The organism is Pseudomonas sp. TCU-HL1, assembly GCF_001708505.1.
GTDB lineage: Bacteria > Pseudomonadota > Gammaproteobacteria > Pseudomonadales > Pseudomonadaceae > Metapseudomonas.
Map to the genome: position 1 here is coordinate 4,356,997 of NZ_CP015992.1, position 12,723 is coordinate 4,369,719.

At 65.5% G+C, this 12,723-nt stretch carries 14 protein-coding genes; 6 read left to right on the forward strand and 8 right to left on the reverse strand.

Features of this window, described 5'->3' with window-relative positions; translation table 11 throughout:
* Positions 1 to 102: 102 nt before the first annotated feature.
* Both hmgA and fahA read left to right on the forward strand, forming a co-directional pair.
* A complete protein-coding gene (gene hmgA / locus THL1_RS20110) occupies positions 103 to 1,398 on the forward strand; it encodes a homogentisate 1,2-dioxygenase (RefSeq protein WP_069084887.1) in 1,296 nt (431 codons plus the stop codon).
* Between the two features lies 1 nt (position 1,399).
* Positions 1,400 to 2,704 carry a fumarylacetoacetase gene (fahA, locus tag THL1_RS20115; RefSeq protein ID WP_069084888.1) on the forward strand — a complete coding sequence of 435 codons (1,305 nt, stop codon included), beginning with the start codon at positions 1,400 to 1,402 and terminating at the stop codon, positions 2,702 to 2,704.
* A gap of 41 nt (positions 2,705 to 2,745) precedes the next feature.
* On the opposite strand, the gene THL1_RS20120 is transcribed toward fahA, so the two are convergent.
* Positions 2,746 to 3,195: a hypothetical protein gene (locus THL1_RS20120; RefSeq protein WP_069086575.1), complete on the reverse strand. Its 450-nt coding sequence runs from the start codon at positions 3,193 to 3,195 to the stop codon at positions 2,746 to 2,748.
* A gap of 275 nt (positions 3,196 to 3,470) precedes the next feature.
* Here THL1_RS20120 and THL1_RS20125 point away from each other — a divergent pair, with 275 nt between their 5' ends.
* Complete coding sequence (locus tag THL1_RS20125) at positions 3,471 to 3,884, forward strand: anti-virulence regulator CigR family protein (RefSeq protein WP_069086576.1); 414 nt, start codon at positions 3,471 to 3,473, stop codon at positions 3,882 to 3,884.
* 186 nt (positions 3,885 to 4,070) lie between these two features.
* Here the strand turns inward: THL1_RS20125 and THL1_RS20130 are convergent, their stop codons facing one another.
* On the reverse strand, positions 4,071 to 4,829 hold the full coding sequence (locus THL1_RS20130) for a hypothetical protein (protein WP_069084889.1): 759 nt from the start codon (positions 4,827 to 4,829) through the stop codon (positions 4,071 to 4,073).
* Positions 4,830 to 5,256: 427 nt separating this feature from the next.
* Here THL1_RS20130 and THL1_RS20135 point away from each other — a divergent pair, with 427 nt between their 5' ends.
* The gene (locus tag THL1_RS20135) at positions 5,257 to 6,423 is read left to right on the forward strand and encodes an HPP family protein (RefSeq protein ID WP_069084890.1); all 1,167 of its coding nucleotides are present in this window, start codon (positions 5,257 to 5,259) and stop codon (positions 6,421 to 6,423) included.
* A gap of 190 nt (positions 6,424 to 6,613) precedes the next feature.
* Here THL1_RS20135 and THL1_RS20140 read toward each other — a convergent pair whose 3' ends face one another.
* The 6 genes from THL1_RS20140 to THL1_RS20165 all read right to left on the reverse strand — a co-directional run bounded on the left by THL1_RS20140 (position 6,614) and on the right by THL1_RS20165 (position 11,450).
* A complete protein-coding gene (locus tag THL1_RS20140; protein ID WP_069084891.1) occupies positions 6,614 to 7,474 on the reverse strand; it encodes a LysR family transcriptional regulator in 861 nt (286 codons plus the stop codon).
* A 101-nt stretch (positions 7,475 to 7,575) separates the two neighbouring features.
* Positions 7,576 to 8,019 (reverse strand): YybH family protein, encoded by a 444-nt coding sequence (locus tag THL1_RS20145; RefSeq protein ID WP_069084892.1) that lies wholly within the window; start codon positions 8,017 to 8,019, stop codon positions 7,576 to 7,578.
* Positions 8,020 to 8,140: 121 nt separating this feature from the next.
* The gene (locus THL1_RS20150; RefSeq protein ID WP_145928437.1) at positions 8,141 to 9,364 is read right to left on the reverse strand and encodes an RNA polymerase sigma factor; all 1,224 of its coding nucleotides are present in this window, start codon (positions 9,362 to 9,364) and stop codon (positions 8,141 to 8,143) included.
* 31 nt (positions 9,365 to 9,395) lie between these two features.
* Positions 9,396 to 9,773 (reverse strand): YciI family protein, encoded by a 378-nt coding sequence (locus THL1_RS20155; RefSeq protein ID WP_069084894.1) that lies wholly within the window; start codon positions 9,771 to 9,773, stop codon positions 9,396 to 9,398.
* A gap of 193 nt (positions 9,774 to 9,966) precedes the next feature.
* A complete protein-coding gene (locus tag THL1_RS20160; protein WP_069084895.1) occupies positions 9,967 to 10,494 on the reverse strand; it encodes an SRPBCC family protein in 528 nt (175 codons plus the stop codon).
* A gap of 62 nt (positions 10,495 to 10,556) precedes the next feature.
* Positions 10,557 to 11,450: a LysR family transcriptional regulator gene (locus tag THL1_RS20165; RefSeq protein WP_069084896.1), complete on the reverse strand. Its 894-nt coding sequence runs from the start codon at positions 11,448 to 11,450 to the stop codon at positions 10,557 to 10,559.
* Between the two features lie 101 nt (positions 11,451 to 11,551).
* Between THL1_RS20165 and THL1_RS20170 the strand changes: the two genes are divergently transcribed.
* Both THL1_RS20170 and THL1_RS20175 read left to right on the forward strand, forming a co-directional pair.
* The gene (locus tag THL1_RS20170; protein ID WP_069084897.1) at positions 11,552 to 12,259 is read left to right on the forward strand and encodes a CTP synthase C-terminal region-related (seleno)protein; all 708 of its coding nucleotides are present in this window, start codon (positions 11,552 to 11,554) and stop codon (positions 12,257 to 12,259) included.
* On the forward strand, positions 12,256 to 12,576 hold the full coding sequence (locus tag THL1_RS20175) for an antibiotic biosynthesis monooxygenase family protein (RefSeq protein WP_069084898.1): 321 nt from the start codon (positions 12,256 to 12,258) through the stop codon (positions 12,574 to 12,576). The genes THL1_RS20170 and THL1_RS20175 overlap by 4 nt, the downstream gene beginning before the upstream one ends.
* Positions 12,577 to 12,723 lie beyond the last annotated feature (147 nt).

Below are 12,723 nucleotides of genomic sequence, written 5' to 3' on the forward strand. Positions count from 1 at the left end.
CCTGGCCTTGGTCGGTATGGAGGGCGCTGTTATAGCTTGACCCCTTTTGGCTTTCAAATTACGTTATGCGTAATCAAATTACAAAAAAACATAGAGGTCGCCATGGTCTCCCCCACCCCGCTCAGTTACCAGTCCGGTTTCGACAACGAGTTCAGCAGCGAAGCGCTGCCCGGCGCCCTGCCCGTTGGCCAGAACTCCCCGCAGAAAACGCCCTACGGCCTCTATGCCGAACTGCTTTCCGGTACCGCTTTCACGGTCCCGCGCAGCGAGGCCCGGCGAACCTGGATGTACCGCATCAAGCCTTCGGCCAACCATCCGCAATACCAGCGCCTGGAGCGCCAGATCGCCGGCAATCGCCTCGGTCCGGTGACACCCAACCGCCTGCGCTGGAACCCGCAGGACATTCCAGCCGAACGCACCGACTTCATCGACGGCCTGGTGACCATCGCCGCCACCAGCGATGCCGAGCAGGCATCGGGCGTCAGCGTGCACCTGTTCCGCGCCAATGCCTCGATGCAGCGGGTGTTCTTCAATGCCGATGGCGAGCTGCTGATCGTTCCCGAACAGGGCCGCCTGCGAATCGCCACCGAACTGGGCCTGCTGGACGTGGAGCCGCTGGAAATCGCGGTGATTCCGCGCGGCATGAAGTTCCGCGTCGAACTGCTGGATGCCACCGCCCGTGGCTATATCTGTGAGAACCACGGTGCCGCCCTGCGCCTGCCAGACCTCGGTCCCATCGGCAGCAACGGCCTGGCCAATCCGCGCGACTTCCTCGCTCCGGTGGCCCACTACGAAGACCTCGATGCGCCGGTCGCCCTGGTACAGAAGTTCCTCGGCGAACTCTGGGCCACCGAGCTGGACCACTCGCCCCTGGACGTGGTCGCCTGGCACGGCAACAACGTGCCCTACAAGTACGACCTGCGCCGCTTCAACACCATCGGTACGGTGAGCTACGACCACCCGGACCCGTCGATCTTCACCGTGCTCACCTCGCCCAGCGACACCTTTGGTCAGGCCAACGTCGACTTCGTGATCTTCCCGCCGCGCTGGATGGTGGCGGAGAAGACCTTCCGTCCGCCGTGGTTCCACCGCAACCTGATGAACGAATTCATGGGCCTGATCCAGGGCGTCTACGACGCCAAGGCTGAAGGCTTCGCCCCGGGTGGCGCCTCCCTGCACAATTGCATGAGCGCCCACGGCCCGGACAACGCCACCACCACCGCCGCCATCGCCGCCGATCTGAAACCGCACAAGATCGACAACACAATGGCCTTCATGTTCGAGACCTGCCGCGTACTGCGCCCCAGCCAGTACGCGCTGGAATGCCCACAACTGCAGAGCGACTACGATGCATGCTGGGCCGGCATGACCAAGACTTTCGACAAGGGCAGGATTTGATATGACCCAAGCAGACCACCGCCGCAGCTGGATCGCCTCCGCCAACGGCCACCCGGACTTCCCCCTGCAGAACCTGCCGCTGGGCATCTTCAGCCCGGCCGGCGCCTCGCCGCGTGGCGGCGTGGCCATCGGCGACGCCATCTTCGACCTCAAGGTGGCCAGCGATGCCGGCCTGTTCAGCGGTGAAGCCGCTGAAGCCGCGCAGTCAGCCTGTGGCGACAGCCTCAACGCCTTCTTCGCCCTTGGCAGCTCCGCCCGCCGCGCCCTGCGCGCCCAGCTGCAAGAGCTGCTGGCCGAAGGCAGCAGTGCCCAGGAGCGCCTGGAAGCCATGGGCCAGGCCCTGCTGCCAGCCGCGTCCATCTGCCAATTGCACCTGCCGGCCAAAGTGGGCGACTACACCGACTTCTATGTAGGCATCCACCACGCCAACAACGTCGGCCGCCTGTTCCGCCCGGACAACCCGCTGCTGCCCAACTACAAGTACGTGCCCATCGGCTACCACGGCCGCGCGTCCACCGTCTGCGTCTCCGGGACCCCGGTGCGCCGCCCCATCGGCCAAACCCTGCCGCCGGGCCAGGACGTACCGAGCTTCGGCCCCAGCAAGCGCCTGGACTACGAACTGGAACTGGGCATCTGGATCGGCCAGGGCAACGAGATGGGCGAGTCCATCGCCATCGCCGACGCCCAGCAGCACATCGCCGGCTACTGCCTGCTCAACGACTGGTCGGCACGCGACGTTCAGGCCTGGGAATACCAGCCGCTCGGTCCCTTCCTGGCGAAGAACTTCGGCACCACGGTGTCGCCCTGGGTGGTCACCGCCGAAGCCCTGGAACCCTTCCGTGCCACCCAGCCGGCACGCCCCGAAGGTGATCCGCAGCCTCTGCCCTACCTGCTGGACGAGGCGGACCAGGCCAAGGGCGCCTTCGATATCGAACTGGAAGTGCTGATCCTCACCGCCGCCATGCGCGAACAAGGCCTGCCGCCCCACCGCCTGGCACTGAGCAACACCCTGAACATGTACTGGACCGTGGCGCAGATGGTCGCCCACCACAGCGTTGGCGGCTGCAAGCTGCAACCTGGCGACCTGTTCGGCTCCGGCACCCTGTCCGGCCCCCAGCCGGAAGCCTTCGGCAGCCTGCTGGAAAGCACCTTCGGCGGCAAGCAAGCGATCAGCCTGCCAGGCGGCGAGCAGCGCACCTTCCTGCAAGATGGGGATGAAGTGATCCTGCGCGCTCGTTGCCAGCGGGAGGGATACCCCGGCATCGGCTTCGGCGAATGTCGCGGAGTATTGCTGGCGGCACGCTAAGAGGAAGACGGGGGCAATCGAATGGTTGCCCCCAGTCGTTTCTAGCGGTGGCTCTTGCCGTCGTTCTTGCTCGAAGAAACGCCTGCCTTGCCCAGACCATCGGAGTTGTGGTCGCCGGGAGTGGTATCGGCAACTGCTCGGGCGTTAGCCAGACCGCGACTGTCTTTGTCACGGGCGACGGCGGACGTCGCTACGCCATGGCCGTTGTCATCATTGCGCAGGCTTCCGTAGTGGTTGCCCTTGTCCTCGCCATTGCGGGTGGCCTTGCCCGCGTGATCGGCGCTCTTGCCGTAGCCGTGGCCTTTGCCGTCGTGGCTGCCGGCATGACCGCCGCCAACGCCGCCACCGAACCCGCCGCCATGGCCACCACCATGCCCGCCACCGTTGCCACCGCCATTACCGCCACCGTTCCCGCCACCATTGCCTCGGGCGTAGGCGGAGTCGACCAGGGATGCACCGCCTGGCAGGACGGTACCCGCCGCAAGGACCATCGCGCAGGTGGCCGCGGCCAACAGGGTTTTCTTATTGATCAATTTGGAGCCTCCAGAGGCTTTCTTTCACGATACGTCCTGAGACTCCGGCACCGTGTGCCGGTTCACCCGCGGACGACGAATGGAGGCATCTGCCGATACCGGGTTGCCGGGATTTGAAGCTGTTCATGTTTCGGCCAATTCGCAACACCGGAAACTCTGCAATAGTGGCGGCACTCGCCCCTGCTTTCGCAGTCCACCAGCAAAGGGAACAGTCCCTCATGGAGACCACGGACATGACCAGAACCCGCACGCTCATCGCAACATTCACCAGCCTTGTCCTCATCGCCGGCTCGCCCGCCCTGCTGGCCGACCCTGGCAAAGGCAAGGGACACGACAAGGGCCACTCCAGCGCGCAAGGCAACAACTGGTCCGGGGGCCCGCAGGTGGATATCGGCGGCATCCGCATCATCCTCGGCGATAACCGCGAATACTGGGGGCCCGCCCAATCCCTGCCGCCGGGTATCCAGAAGAACCTGGCACGCGGCAAGCCGCTGCCGCCGGGGATCGCCAAGAAACTCGACGGCCGCCTGGTCAACCGCCTGCCCCATTACGAAGGCTACGACTGGGTCCGCGCCGGTACCGACCTGATCCTGGTCGCGGTGGCCACGGGGATCATCCATGAAGTGCTGCAAGACGTGATGGATTGACTGCCACACCTCGCCCGTGCCCATCCTGTGGGAGCGAATTCATTCGCGATTGGCCGCCATTGTCCCGTAGGTTGGTCCGAGCGAAGCGAGGCCCAACGAAGCACGCTCCACCCCGCACTGTTGGGCTTCGCTCCTCTGCGGAACGCCGCCCGGCCCAACCTACAAAGGCGCGTTCATTGCCTGGCCTCAGGCCAGTTCCGCTGAGGTTTCGCCGGAGCGGTTGCGGGTAGTGCCGCGCATGGCAACCACCACCATCACCAGCAATACAGCAGCCAGGATCGCGGAGGAGCCGACGGTGCCAAAGCCCAACCCGCCCTTGTCCGGCATCTTGGTCAGTACATCGCCCAGGGTCGCGCCGAAGGGCCGGGTCAGGACGAAAGCGATCCAGAACAGCGCCACCGGGGAAATTTTCGTGGCGTAGCGCGCCACCGCCACCAAGGCAATCAGACTGCCCACCAGCAGCGCCCCACCGGCAAAGCCAAGACCGGAGTCATCCGCCAGGTAGTCGCCCAGGGCGGTGCCCAGGGTGTTGGAGAAGAGGATGGCCACCCAGTAGAAGAGCTCGCCCTTGCGGTTGGCGATGCGCTCCACCGACAGGGAACCTTCGCTGAAGCGCCAGACCGCGAAGACCGTCAGCAGGATACCGATCAGGATCGCCGAGCCGGTGGCGTAGCCCAGGCCCAGGGTGCGGTCCATGAAGTCCGACATGGTGGTGCCGGCGGTGCTGGTGGCGAGGATCACCAGCCAGTAGAGGGCCGGGTTGTAGCGACGGGACATCAGTTGCCCAGTCAGCGCGACCAGGAACAGGCTGAAGAGGATCAGCGAACTCATGGCATAGCCGACGTCGAGGGTCATGGACAACAGGTCGCCGGCGGTTTCCCCCAGGGTAGTGGCGCAAATCTTCATCACCCAGAAGGCCAGGGTGATCTGAGGCAATTTGTTCATTGGTTTGGCTCCTTAAGCCGTCGATGAGCCGGTGCCAGCCTTCCACCCATCCCCCGGCGGCGCGGCTGCATCCAGCGATCAGGCACCTGCCTGCGCGCCAACCCTAAGCAGCGACAGGTGAAAAAGGAGTCAAGAATTCATCACAAGAACGTTCAGCGCCTCAGTTGGGCCAACACGAGCATTGATGCAATTTTTTTGCACTGGAACAGCAATAACATTCATTAGCCTTCTACTTTTTCACCCCTTAGCATGCGTCCATCCCCGACGCCCGGCCCGGCCCGGCTTGCGCAAGCAGGCCTCCCGAGGAACCGTGCGCGAGAAAAAGACGTTTCCATATCCAAGGATGGAGCCCCCACCCCAGTGGGGTTGAGAGGTCAGCTGGCCTAACCGGCGCCTCTCCTTTTATCAACTGCCCAGTGTCATACCCATGCCCAAGAACCCTCTGCGTCTCGGGTGGCAGCGCCTGTTGCCGGACGCCAGTAACGCCCCTCCCCGGGAGTGGCTGCGCGCCGCCATCGGTGGCTGCATCGCCGTCGCCCTGGCCACCCTGGCCTGCATCCAGCTACTCGGAGCCGACCTGGCGTTGCGCCTGGCCGCACCTTTTGCCGCATCGTCCGTGCTGCTTTTCGCCGTGACCTCCAGCCCCGTGGCCCAGCCTTGGCCGGTAGTCGCTGGCAATGTGCTGTCGGCCGCCATCGGCCTGCTGGTCGGTCATTGGGGACTGCCCCCGCTGGCAACGGCCGCCCTTGCCTTCGGTCTGGCTCTGGTGGCGATGCAGGCGCTGCGCTGCCTGCACCCGCCAAGTTGTGCGGTAGCCCTGGGTGCCGCGTTAAGTGGACCGGTACTGGCTGCGCAAGGTTGGCACCTGCTGTTGCCGGTGTTGCTGGGATCGCTGGTGCTGGTGGGCACGGCGTTGCTGTTCAACAACCTCAGTGGCGTCCCTTACCCGCGCAAGCTCGCCCATCCGGCCAGTAGCCCGCACCTCACCGCCGACCCGTTGCCAGGCGAGCGCAATGGCATTGCCGAAGTGGATCTCGACCACGCGCTGGCCGAGTTCGGCAGCTTCGTCGATGTGACCCGCGATGACCTCCAGCGCCTGCTGCAGCTCACTGAAAAGCACGCCCTGCGCCGTACCATGGGCGACCTGCGAGCGGCGCGAATCATGTCCCGCGACCTGCGCACGATCGGCCCGCAGGCACCGGTCAGCGAGGCCTGGCGCCTGCTCGACCAGCATCATCTGAAAGCCCTGCCGGTACTGGACGACAAGCAGCATCTGGTGGGCATCCTGACCCTCTCCGACCTGCTCGGCCACGCCGCTGGCGCAGCGCCCCGCAGCCTCGCCGAGCGCTTCCGTGCCCGCCGCGAAGCGCCGGTATCGCGCTTGATGAGCCGCCCGGTGCGCTGCGTGACCGTGGACACACCGGTGGTGGAACTGGTGTCGCTGCTGTCCGACCAGGGCCTGCATTGCCTGCCGGTGCTGGACGACAGTGGCCGCGTGGTGGGGATCATCAGCCAGAGCGACCTGATCGCCGCGCTCTACCGCAACTGGCTGCAGGACCTGCACCAGCAGCCGGTGTTGCAGTTGGCGAGTTGAGTCCCGCACGCACCTGTGGGAGCGATTTCAATCGCGAATGAATTCGCTCCCACCGAAACACCGTGGTAAATCCGTGGTGCGCACCGACCTGCACACTTCACCGTAGGGTGCGCCGCGCGCACCGAAACACCGCGCGGAATCTGTGGTGCGCACACGGCACGCCCTACCTGAGCACCGGGCGGTTACGGGCTCAGATCGGGTCCCAGCGCCGGGACCAGTCGATGTCCTCGACCACCACTTCGCGCAGTATCTCGATGGCTTGGCGCAGGGCCGGTGAATCCTTCTCACGGGAATAGACCAGGTAGGTGGGATAGGTGAACTCCGGTGCCTTCTCCACCCGTTCCAGCTCGCCGCTGTCCAAATGCCCCTGCACCACGCGGGTCCGGAAGTAGCCGGAACCACCACATTGCAGGATGTAGTGCAACGCCAGCGGGCCGAGGTTGGTGGCCAGCACTGCGCTGGCCTTTTCCGGCAGCGCGGCGTCGTGGCGTTGGCGGAATTCCGGCCCCCAGTCGTTGTAGATGTAGGGCTCGGGGTTGGCGGACGAACGCACTTGAATCAGCTTCTCCTCCAGTAGCAGCTCCACCTGCAGGCCCGGCCAGTAGTCCGGGCGGTAGACCAGCGCGGCATCCAGCAGGCCGCTTTGCAGTTGCTGTTGCAGATGCCCCGCTTCGCCAACTTCGGCACGTACCGCGTGGGACGGCATGCGCTCGCGCAGGCGAATCACCCAGTTGAGCACCAGCGGGCTGCACAGGCTCACCTCGCCTCCCAGGTTGAGTACATCGCGATAACCCTCGGGCAGCGGCAGATCGCGCCGGGCCGCTTCCCAGGTCTGCACCAGTTGGTTGGCATAGGCGACGAACACCTCACCGTCGGCGGTCAGTCGTGCGCCCGCCCGGTTGCGCACGAAGAGCCGGCAGTCCAGCTGCTGCTCCAGGTTCTGCACCCGCGCTGTGATGGTGGTCTGGGTCACATGCAGGCGCTCGGCGGCGGCGACGAAGCTGCCAGTGCGGACGATCTCCAGGAAGGTGCGCGCCAGGTCGATATCCATGAGGGTACTCAAGGGGAACGGGAAGGCCGATTCTAGCGGCTAGCGGCGCTACCCTCACCCCCGGCCCCTCTCCCCAAGGGAGAGGGGAGAAAGGCACCGACTCAGGGCTGGAGGTCGAACAGGGCGTTGCCGCTTTCCACATCGAAGGGGGTGGAGAAGTGCTCGTGGATGATTTTCCACTGCCCGCCGCGCTTGACGTAGCACTGAGTGCCGCGCATCCAGCTGGTCTTCACCACGCCGTCCTGCTCGCCGCCGCAGCGGACCAGGCAGTGCAGGAAGGCAACGCTGGCGTCGGCCTGGATGGTCGGCTCTGCCGGCTCGAATATGCCGTCGCCACCACACATTTCCATGCAATAGCGCCAATGCTGCCCGTAGGCCTGGAGGCCGTTGAACTGCAGTTTGAGGATGGCGTCGTAGGCGATCACGTCATCCGCGTAGCACGCCAGGATGGCATCCACATCCTTGGCACGGGCCGCTTTCAGCCACTGGTTGAAGACTTCGTGCACTTCCAGCTTGGTGGTGGCCTTGAGGGTTTCACTGCTCATGGTGCATCTCCTTGGTTCCGGAAAGGGGTTCCGCCCGGCGCCTGGCCGGCAGGTTCACCCTTGGTCGTGGGCCGTCGTGCGGTTTCGACATCGCCTTCGTCACGGGCGACGAACGGGGCCGTCAGGTTTCCAGTTCGCGCAGGCGCTTCTCGATGAAACGTCGCTCGGGTTCCTGGCGTACCAGCGCCAGGGCGCTGCGATAGGCCTCAGCCGCTTCTGCCTTGCGTCCGAGGCGCCGGCAGAAGTCGGCACGGGCCGCGTGGGCCAGGTGGTAGTCACGCAGCTCGCCCCCCTCCAGCAGGGCATCGACTTCCTGCAACCCTGACGCCGGGCCGTCGCGCATGGCGATGGCCACGGCACGGTTCAGCGCCACCACGGGCGACTGCACCAGGCGCAGCATGACGTCGTAGAGCCCGACGATCTGCCCCCAGTCGGTGCGCGCGGCATCCGCTGCCTGGGCATGCACGGCGGCGATAGCCGCCTGCAGCAGGTAGACGCCGACACGCCGGCTGGCCAGGGCCTGGGTCACCAGCGCAAGGCCTTCGGCAATCTGCGCCTGGTTCCAGAGGCTGCGGTCCTGGTCGTCCAGCAGAATCAGCTCGCCGTCCTCGGTGGCGCGGGCGGCGCGGCGCGAGTCGTGCAGCAGCATCAATGCCAGCAGGCCCATGACTTCCGGATCGGGCAGCAGTTCGAGCAGCAGCCGGGCCAGGCGGATGGCCTCCGCCGACAGGTCGGTACGGGTCAGGGAGTCGCCGGAAGATGCCGAATACCCCTCGTTGAACACCAGGTAGATGACCCGCAGGACGTTATCCAGCCGCTCCGGCAGTTCGGCCAGGGCCGGCACCTGATAGGGGATGCGCGCGTCGCGGATCTTCGCCTTGGCGCGCACGATGCGCTGGGCAATGGTGGACGGGGTGCTGAGAAAGGCGCGGGCAATTTCCTCGGTCTTCAGGTCGCAGACCTCGCGCAGGGTCAGGGGTACCTGGGCGTCGGCCGGCAATGCCGGGTGGCAGCAGGTAAAGATCAGCCGCAGGCGGTCGTCCTCCAGATCCTCACCCCCCTCGAAGGCGCTGGCGGCCTCCTCCAGTTCCTCCACCAGATGGCGCTTGGAGGCATCGAATCGGGCACGCCGGCGCAGGCCGTCGATGGCCTTGAAGCGACCGGCCGACACCAGCCAGGCGCGCGGGTTGGTAGGGATGCCGTCCCGCGGCCATTGCTGCACGGCGGCGATGAAGGCGTCGTGCAGGGCTTCTTCGGCCAGGTCGAAATCCCCTAGCAGGCGGATCAGCGTGGCCAGCACGCGACGCGAGTCGCTGCGGTAGATCGCCTCGACCTGCTGGCGCAGTCCAGCCTCGTCCATCAGGCCCTCCGGTGAGTCATGACGCCACGCCCAGGGTTGGCCGCACCTCGGGCTCGCGCACCGGCCGCACCTCGATGCAACCCAGGCGTGCCGGCGGAATCTTCGCGGCGATCTGCAGGGCCTCGTTGAGGTCGCGGGCTTCGATCAGGTAGAAGCCGCCGAGCTGCTCCTTGGTTTCAGCGAAGGGGCCATCGGTCATTGAAACGCGGCCACCCTGCAGGCGCAGGGTGGTGGCGGTGCGCACTGACTCCAGGGCATTGGACGCCAGGTAATGGCCGCTGGCGGTGAGCTGCTCGGTGTAGTCCACGCATTCGCCGGCGATGGCCTGGTAGTCGGCATCGGTCAGGCTGGCCAGCTTGGCCTCTTCGATATAGATCAGGCACAGGTATTTCATGACGGGTTCCTCGGGTGGCAGTGGAGTAATGACACCCATTGGTCGTTCGGCCGCAGCGAAAATCGACAGGGGCGCGAGAAAATGTCTGTGGGAGCGAATTCATGCGCGAATGAATTCGCTCCCACGAGGAGAGGATCAGGATAGCGTGCCCTGCTCGCCCAGCCCGCCAGGGGGCCGAGTGGTCCATTTCAGGCTATTTCTCGGCGGCGGCCTTGAGGTTTACCAGGCCCTGGTCGAACTTGCTGCCGACCATGTCATCCATGTCGAAAAACACCTGCATGAGCCGGTGCATGTAGGGCGAAGGCCCGTACATGGCCCAGGTGACCTGGGTGCCGCCGTCCTGCGGGCGCAGGATGAATTCGGCGGTGTTGTGGGCTTCGAAGGGCATCTGGAAGTCCAGCTTGATTTCCACCTTCGATGCCGGCTCGCTGTGGGTGATTTCCATGCTCCCCGTGCCCACTTCGTTGTTGCCCTGCCAGGAATAGACCGCCCCCACGCCCGACTTCGGGCCGGAGTAGGTACGTTTAAGCGCCGGGTCGAGCTTTTCCCAGGGCGACCAGGCGGTCCATTGGTGCAGGTCGTTGATCAGCGGGAAGACCTTCTCCGGCGGCGCCGCAATGGTGGTGGTGCGTTCGATGCGGAAATGGTCCGGGCTGATCGCGGCGTATCCCAGTACGCCGAGAATTACGATGACGATAATGGCGACGATGGCTTTGAACATGGCGCCCTCCAGGGGCATTCAGGCAGGTTGGCTGGCAGGTGGGCATTACGGTCTGAACAAGGTTAGCCGCTCCGTGATGCCGTGCCTGGCAAGTGGATATGCCGGCCCAGTTCCTCGAACAGGGTGGTGACCGCACGCAGGGCGCGGCAGTCCGGTCGAGTCAACAGCCAAAGCGCGCTGGCACAACCCGGCAGGTCGCTTTCCAGCACCTGGATTCCTTGCTCGCCTCGTACCAGGAACTCCGGCAGTGCCGCCACGCCAAGCCCCGCGCGTACCAGTTGCGCCACCGAGAACACGCTGTTGCAGCGGTAGCTGGGCTGTACGTCGGGGAAGCGCTGACGGCGCCAGACCACGCTGGGCTGGTTGGGTAGGAAATCGTCCGGGGCGATCCAGGTCATCCGTGCCGGATCAGCTTCAGTCTGTCGGGCCAGGTAGTCCCGAGACGCACAGAGCATATAGGGCACCGCGCCCAGGGAGCGCCCCACCAGATGGCCCGGCGGCGAGGTCGTCAGGCGCAGGGCGACGTCGGCGTCGCGGCGGCTGAGGTTGGCGAAGTCGTTGGACGTGGTCAGCTCCAGTTCCAGTGCGGGATAAGCCGGCATGAAGTGCGCCAGGGCGGGCAACAGCAGGCCATGCAGGACCGCATCGGTGCAGGTCAGTCGCAGGGTACCGCTGACCGCCTCGCGGCCCTGTTCCAGGCCCAGGCGCGCCGCTTCCAGCGCCTTCTCCGCCAATTCAGCCTGCTGGGCCAGCAGTTGCGCTGCGGCATTGGGCAGGTAACCTGCGCGGCTTTTCTCGAACAGGACGCTACCCAGCGCCTGCTCCAGGCGACGCAGGGAGCGGAATACCGTGGAGACATCCACCCTGAGCTGCCCGGCGGCTCGCGCCAGGGTGCCGCCACGAACCAGCGCCAGTACCAGGGCCAGGTCGGCGTGGTCGATCTTGTATTGCGTCATTGCAATCCTGCCTTGCCAAATCGCCAATGTTGATTGCCTTAACGCAACTATATAGTCCGCCTGAACGGGCGCAAGACGCGTCCCACAAAGGAGGACAGCACATGAAGCAACCCCGGCAGTTGCGCATAGGCCTGGTGGGTGACAGGGACGATGCCATCACCGCACATCGCGCCATTCCACGAGCCCTGGACCTGGTGGCGCAGGCCACGGAGCTGGCGCTGGAAGCACTCTGGCTGGCCACTGACCAGCTCGACCCTCGCGCTCTGGGCGACTTCGACGGCCTCTGGTGTGTACCCGGCAGCCCGTACCGCGACACCCACGCGGCGCTGCTGGCCATTACCCATGCGCGACGCAACGCCCTGCCCTTTCTCGGCACCTGTGGCGGCTTCCAGCATGCACTGCTGGAACATGCACACAACGTGCTCGGCTGGACCGACGCAGAGCACGCCGAAACCAACCCGGATGCCCCCCGCGCGATCATCAGCCCATTACCCTGCGCCCTGCGGGAAACCCTGGAACGGGTGCAACTGCAGGCCGGCTCACACCTGGCCGAAGCCTATGGCGCCCTTGAGGCCTTCGAGGGGTATCACTGCGGGTATGGCCTGAATCCCGCCTTTCGCGAGCAACTGACCCAGGGGCCGCTGAAGGTCGTCGCCACCGACGCTGCCGGTGCCGTGCGAGCCGTGGAGTTGGAGGGGCATCCCTTCTTCGTCGCCACCCTGTTCCAGCCGGAGCGCGCCGCGCTGATCGGCCGCCTGCCGCCGCTGGTGGTGGCCTTCGTCAACGCTTGCCAGAGCGACACCCCATGATCGCCCACACACCCGAGCCGCCCTATTACGCGGTGATTTTCACCTCCCAGCGCAGCGAAACCGAGCAGGACTACGCCACCACCGCCGAACGCATGCTGGAGCTGGCAAGGGGCTGGCCAGGCTTTCTCGGTGTGGAGTCCGCCCGGGGCAACGATGGGCTGGGGATTACCGTGTCCTACTGGGCCAGCGAAGAGGACATCCGCACCTGGCGCGCCCAGGCCGAGCACCGGGAGGCGCAACGGCGCGGCAGGGAAGAGTGGTACCAGGCGTTTCGTACACGGGTGGCCCATGTGGAAAGGGATTACGGGAAGGCGTGAGTTCGGGGTATCGCACGGGCCACCTCCATCACGCTGGCGGCATGACTCGCGCATTCGCCCCGTCGTAGGGTGCGCCATGCGCACCGACTGCTGGATCAGCCCGTGCGCCACACCCAACCGCTAGAACACGCGGCGCACCCTACGTCG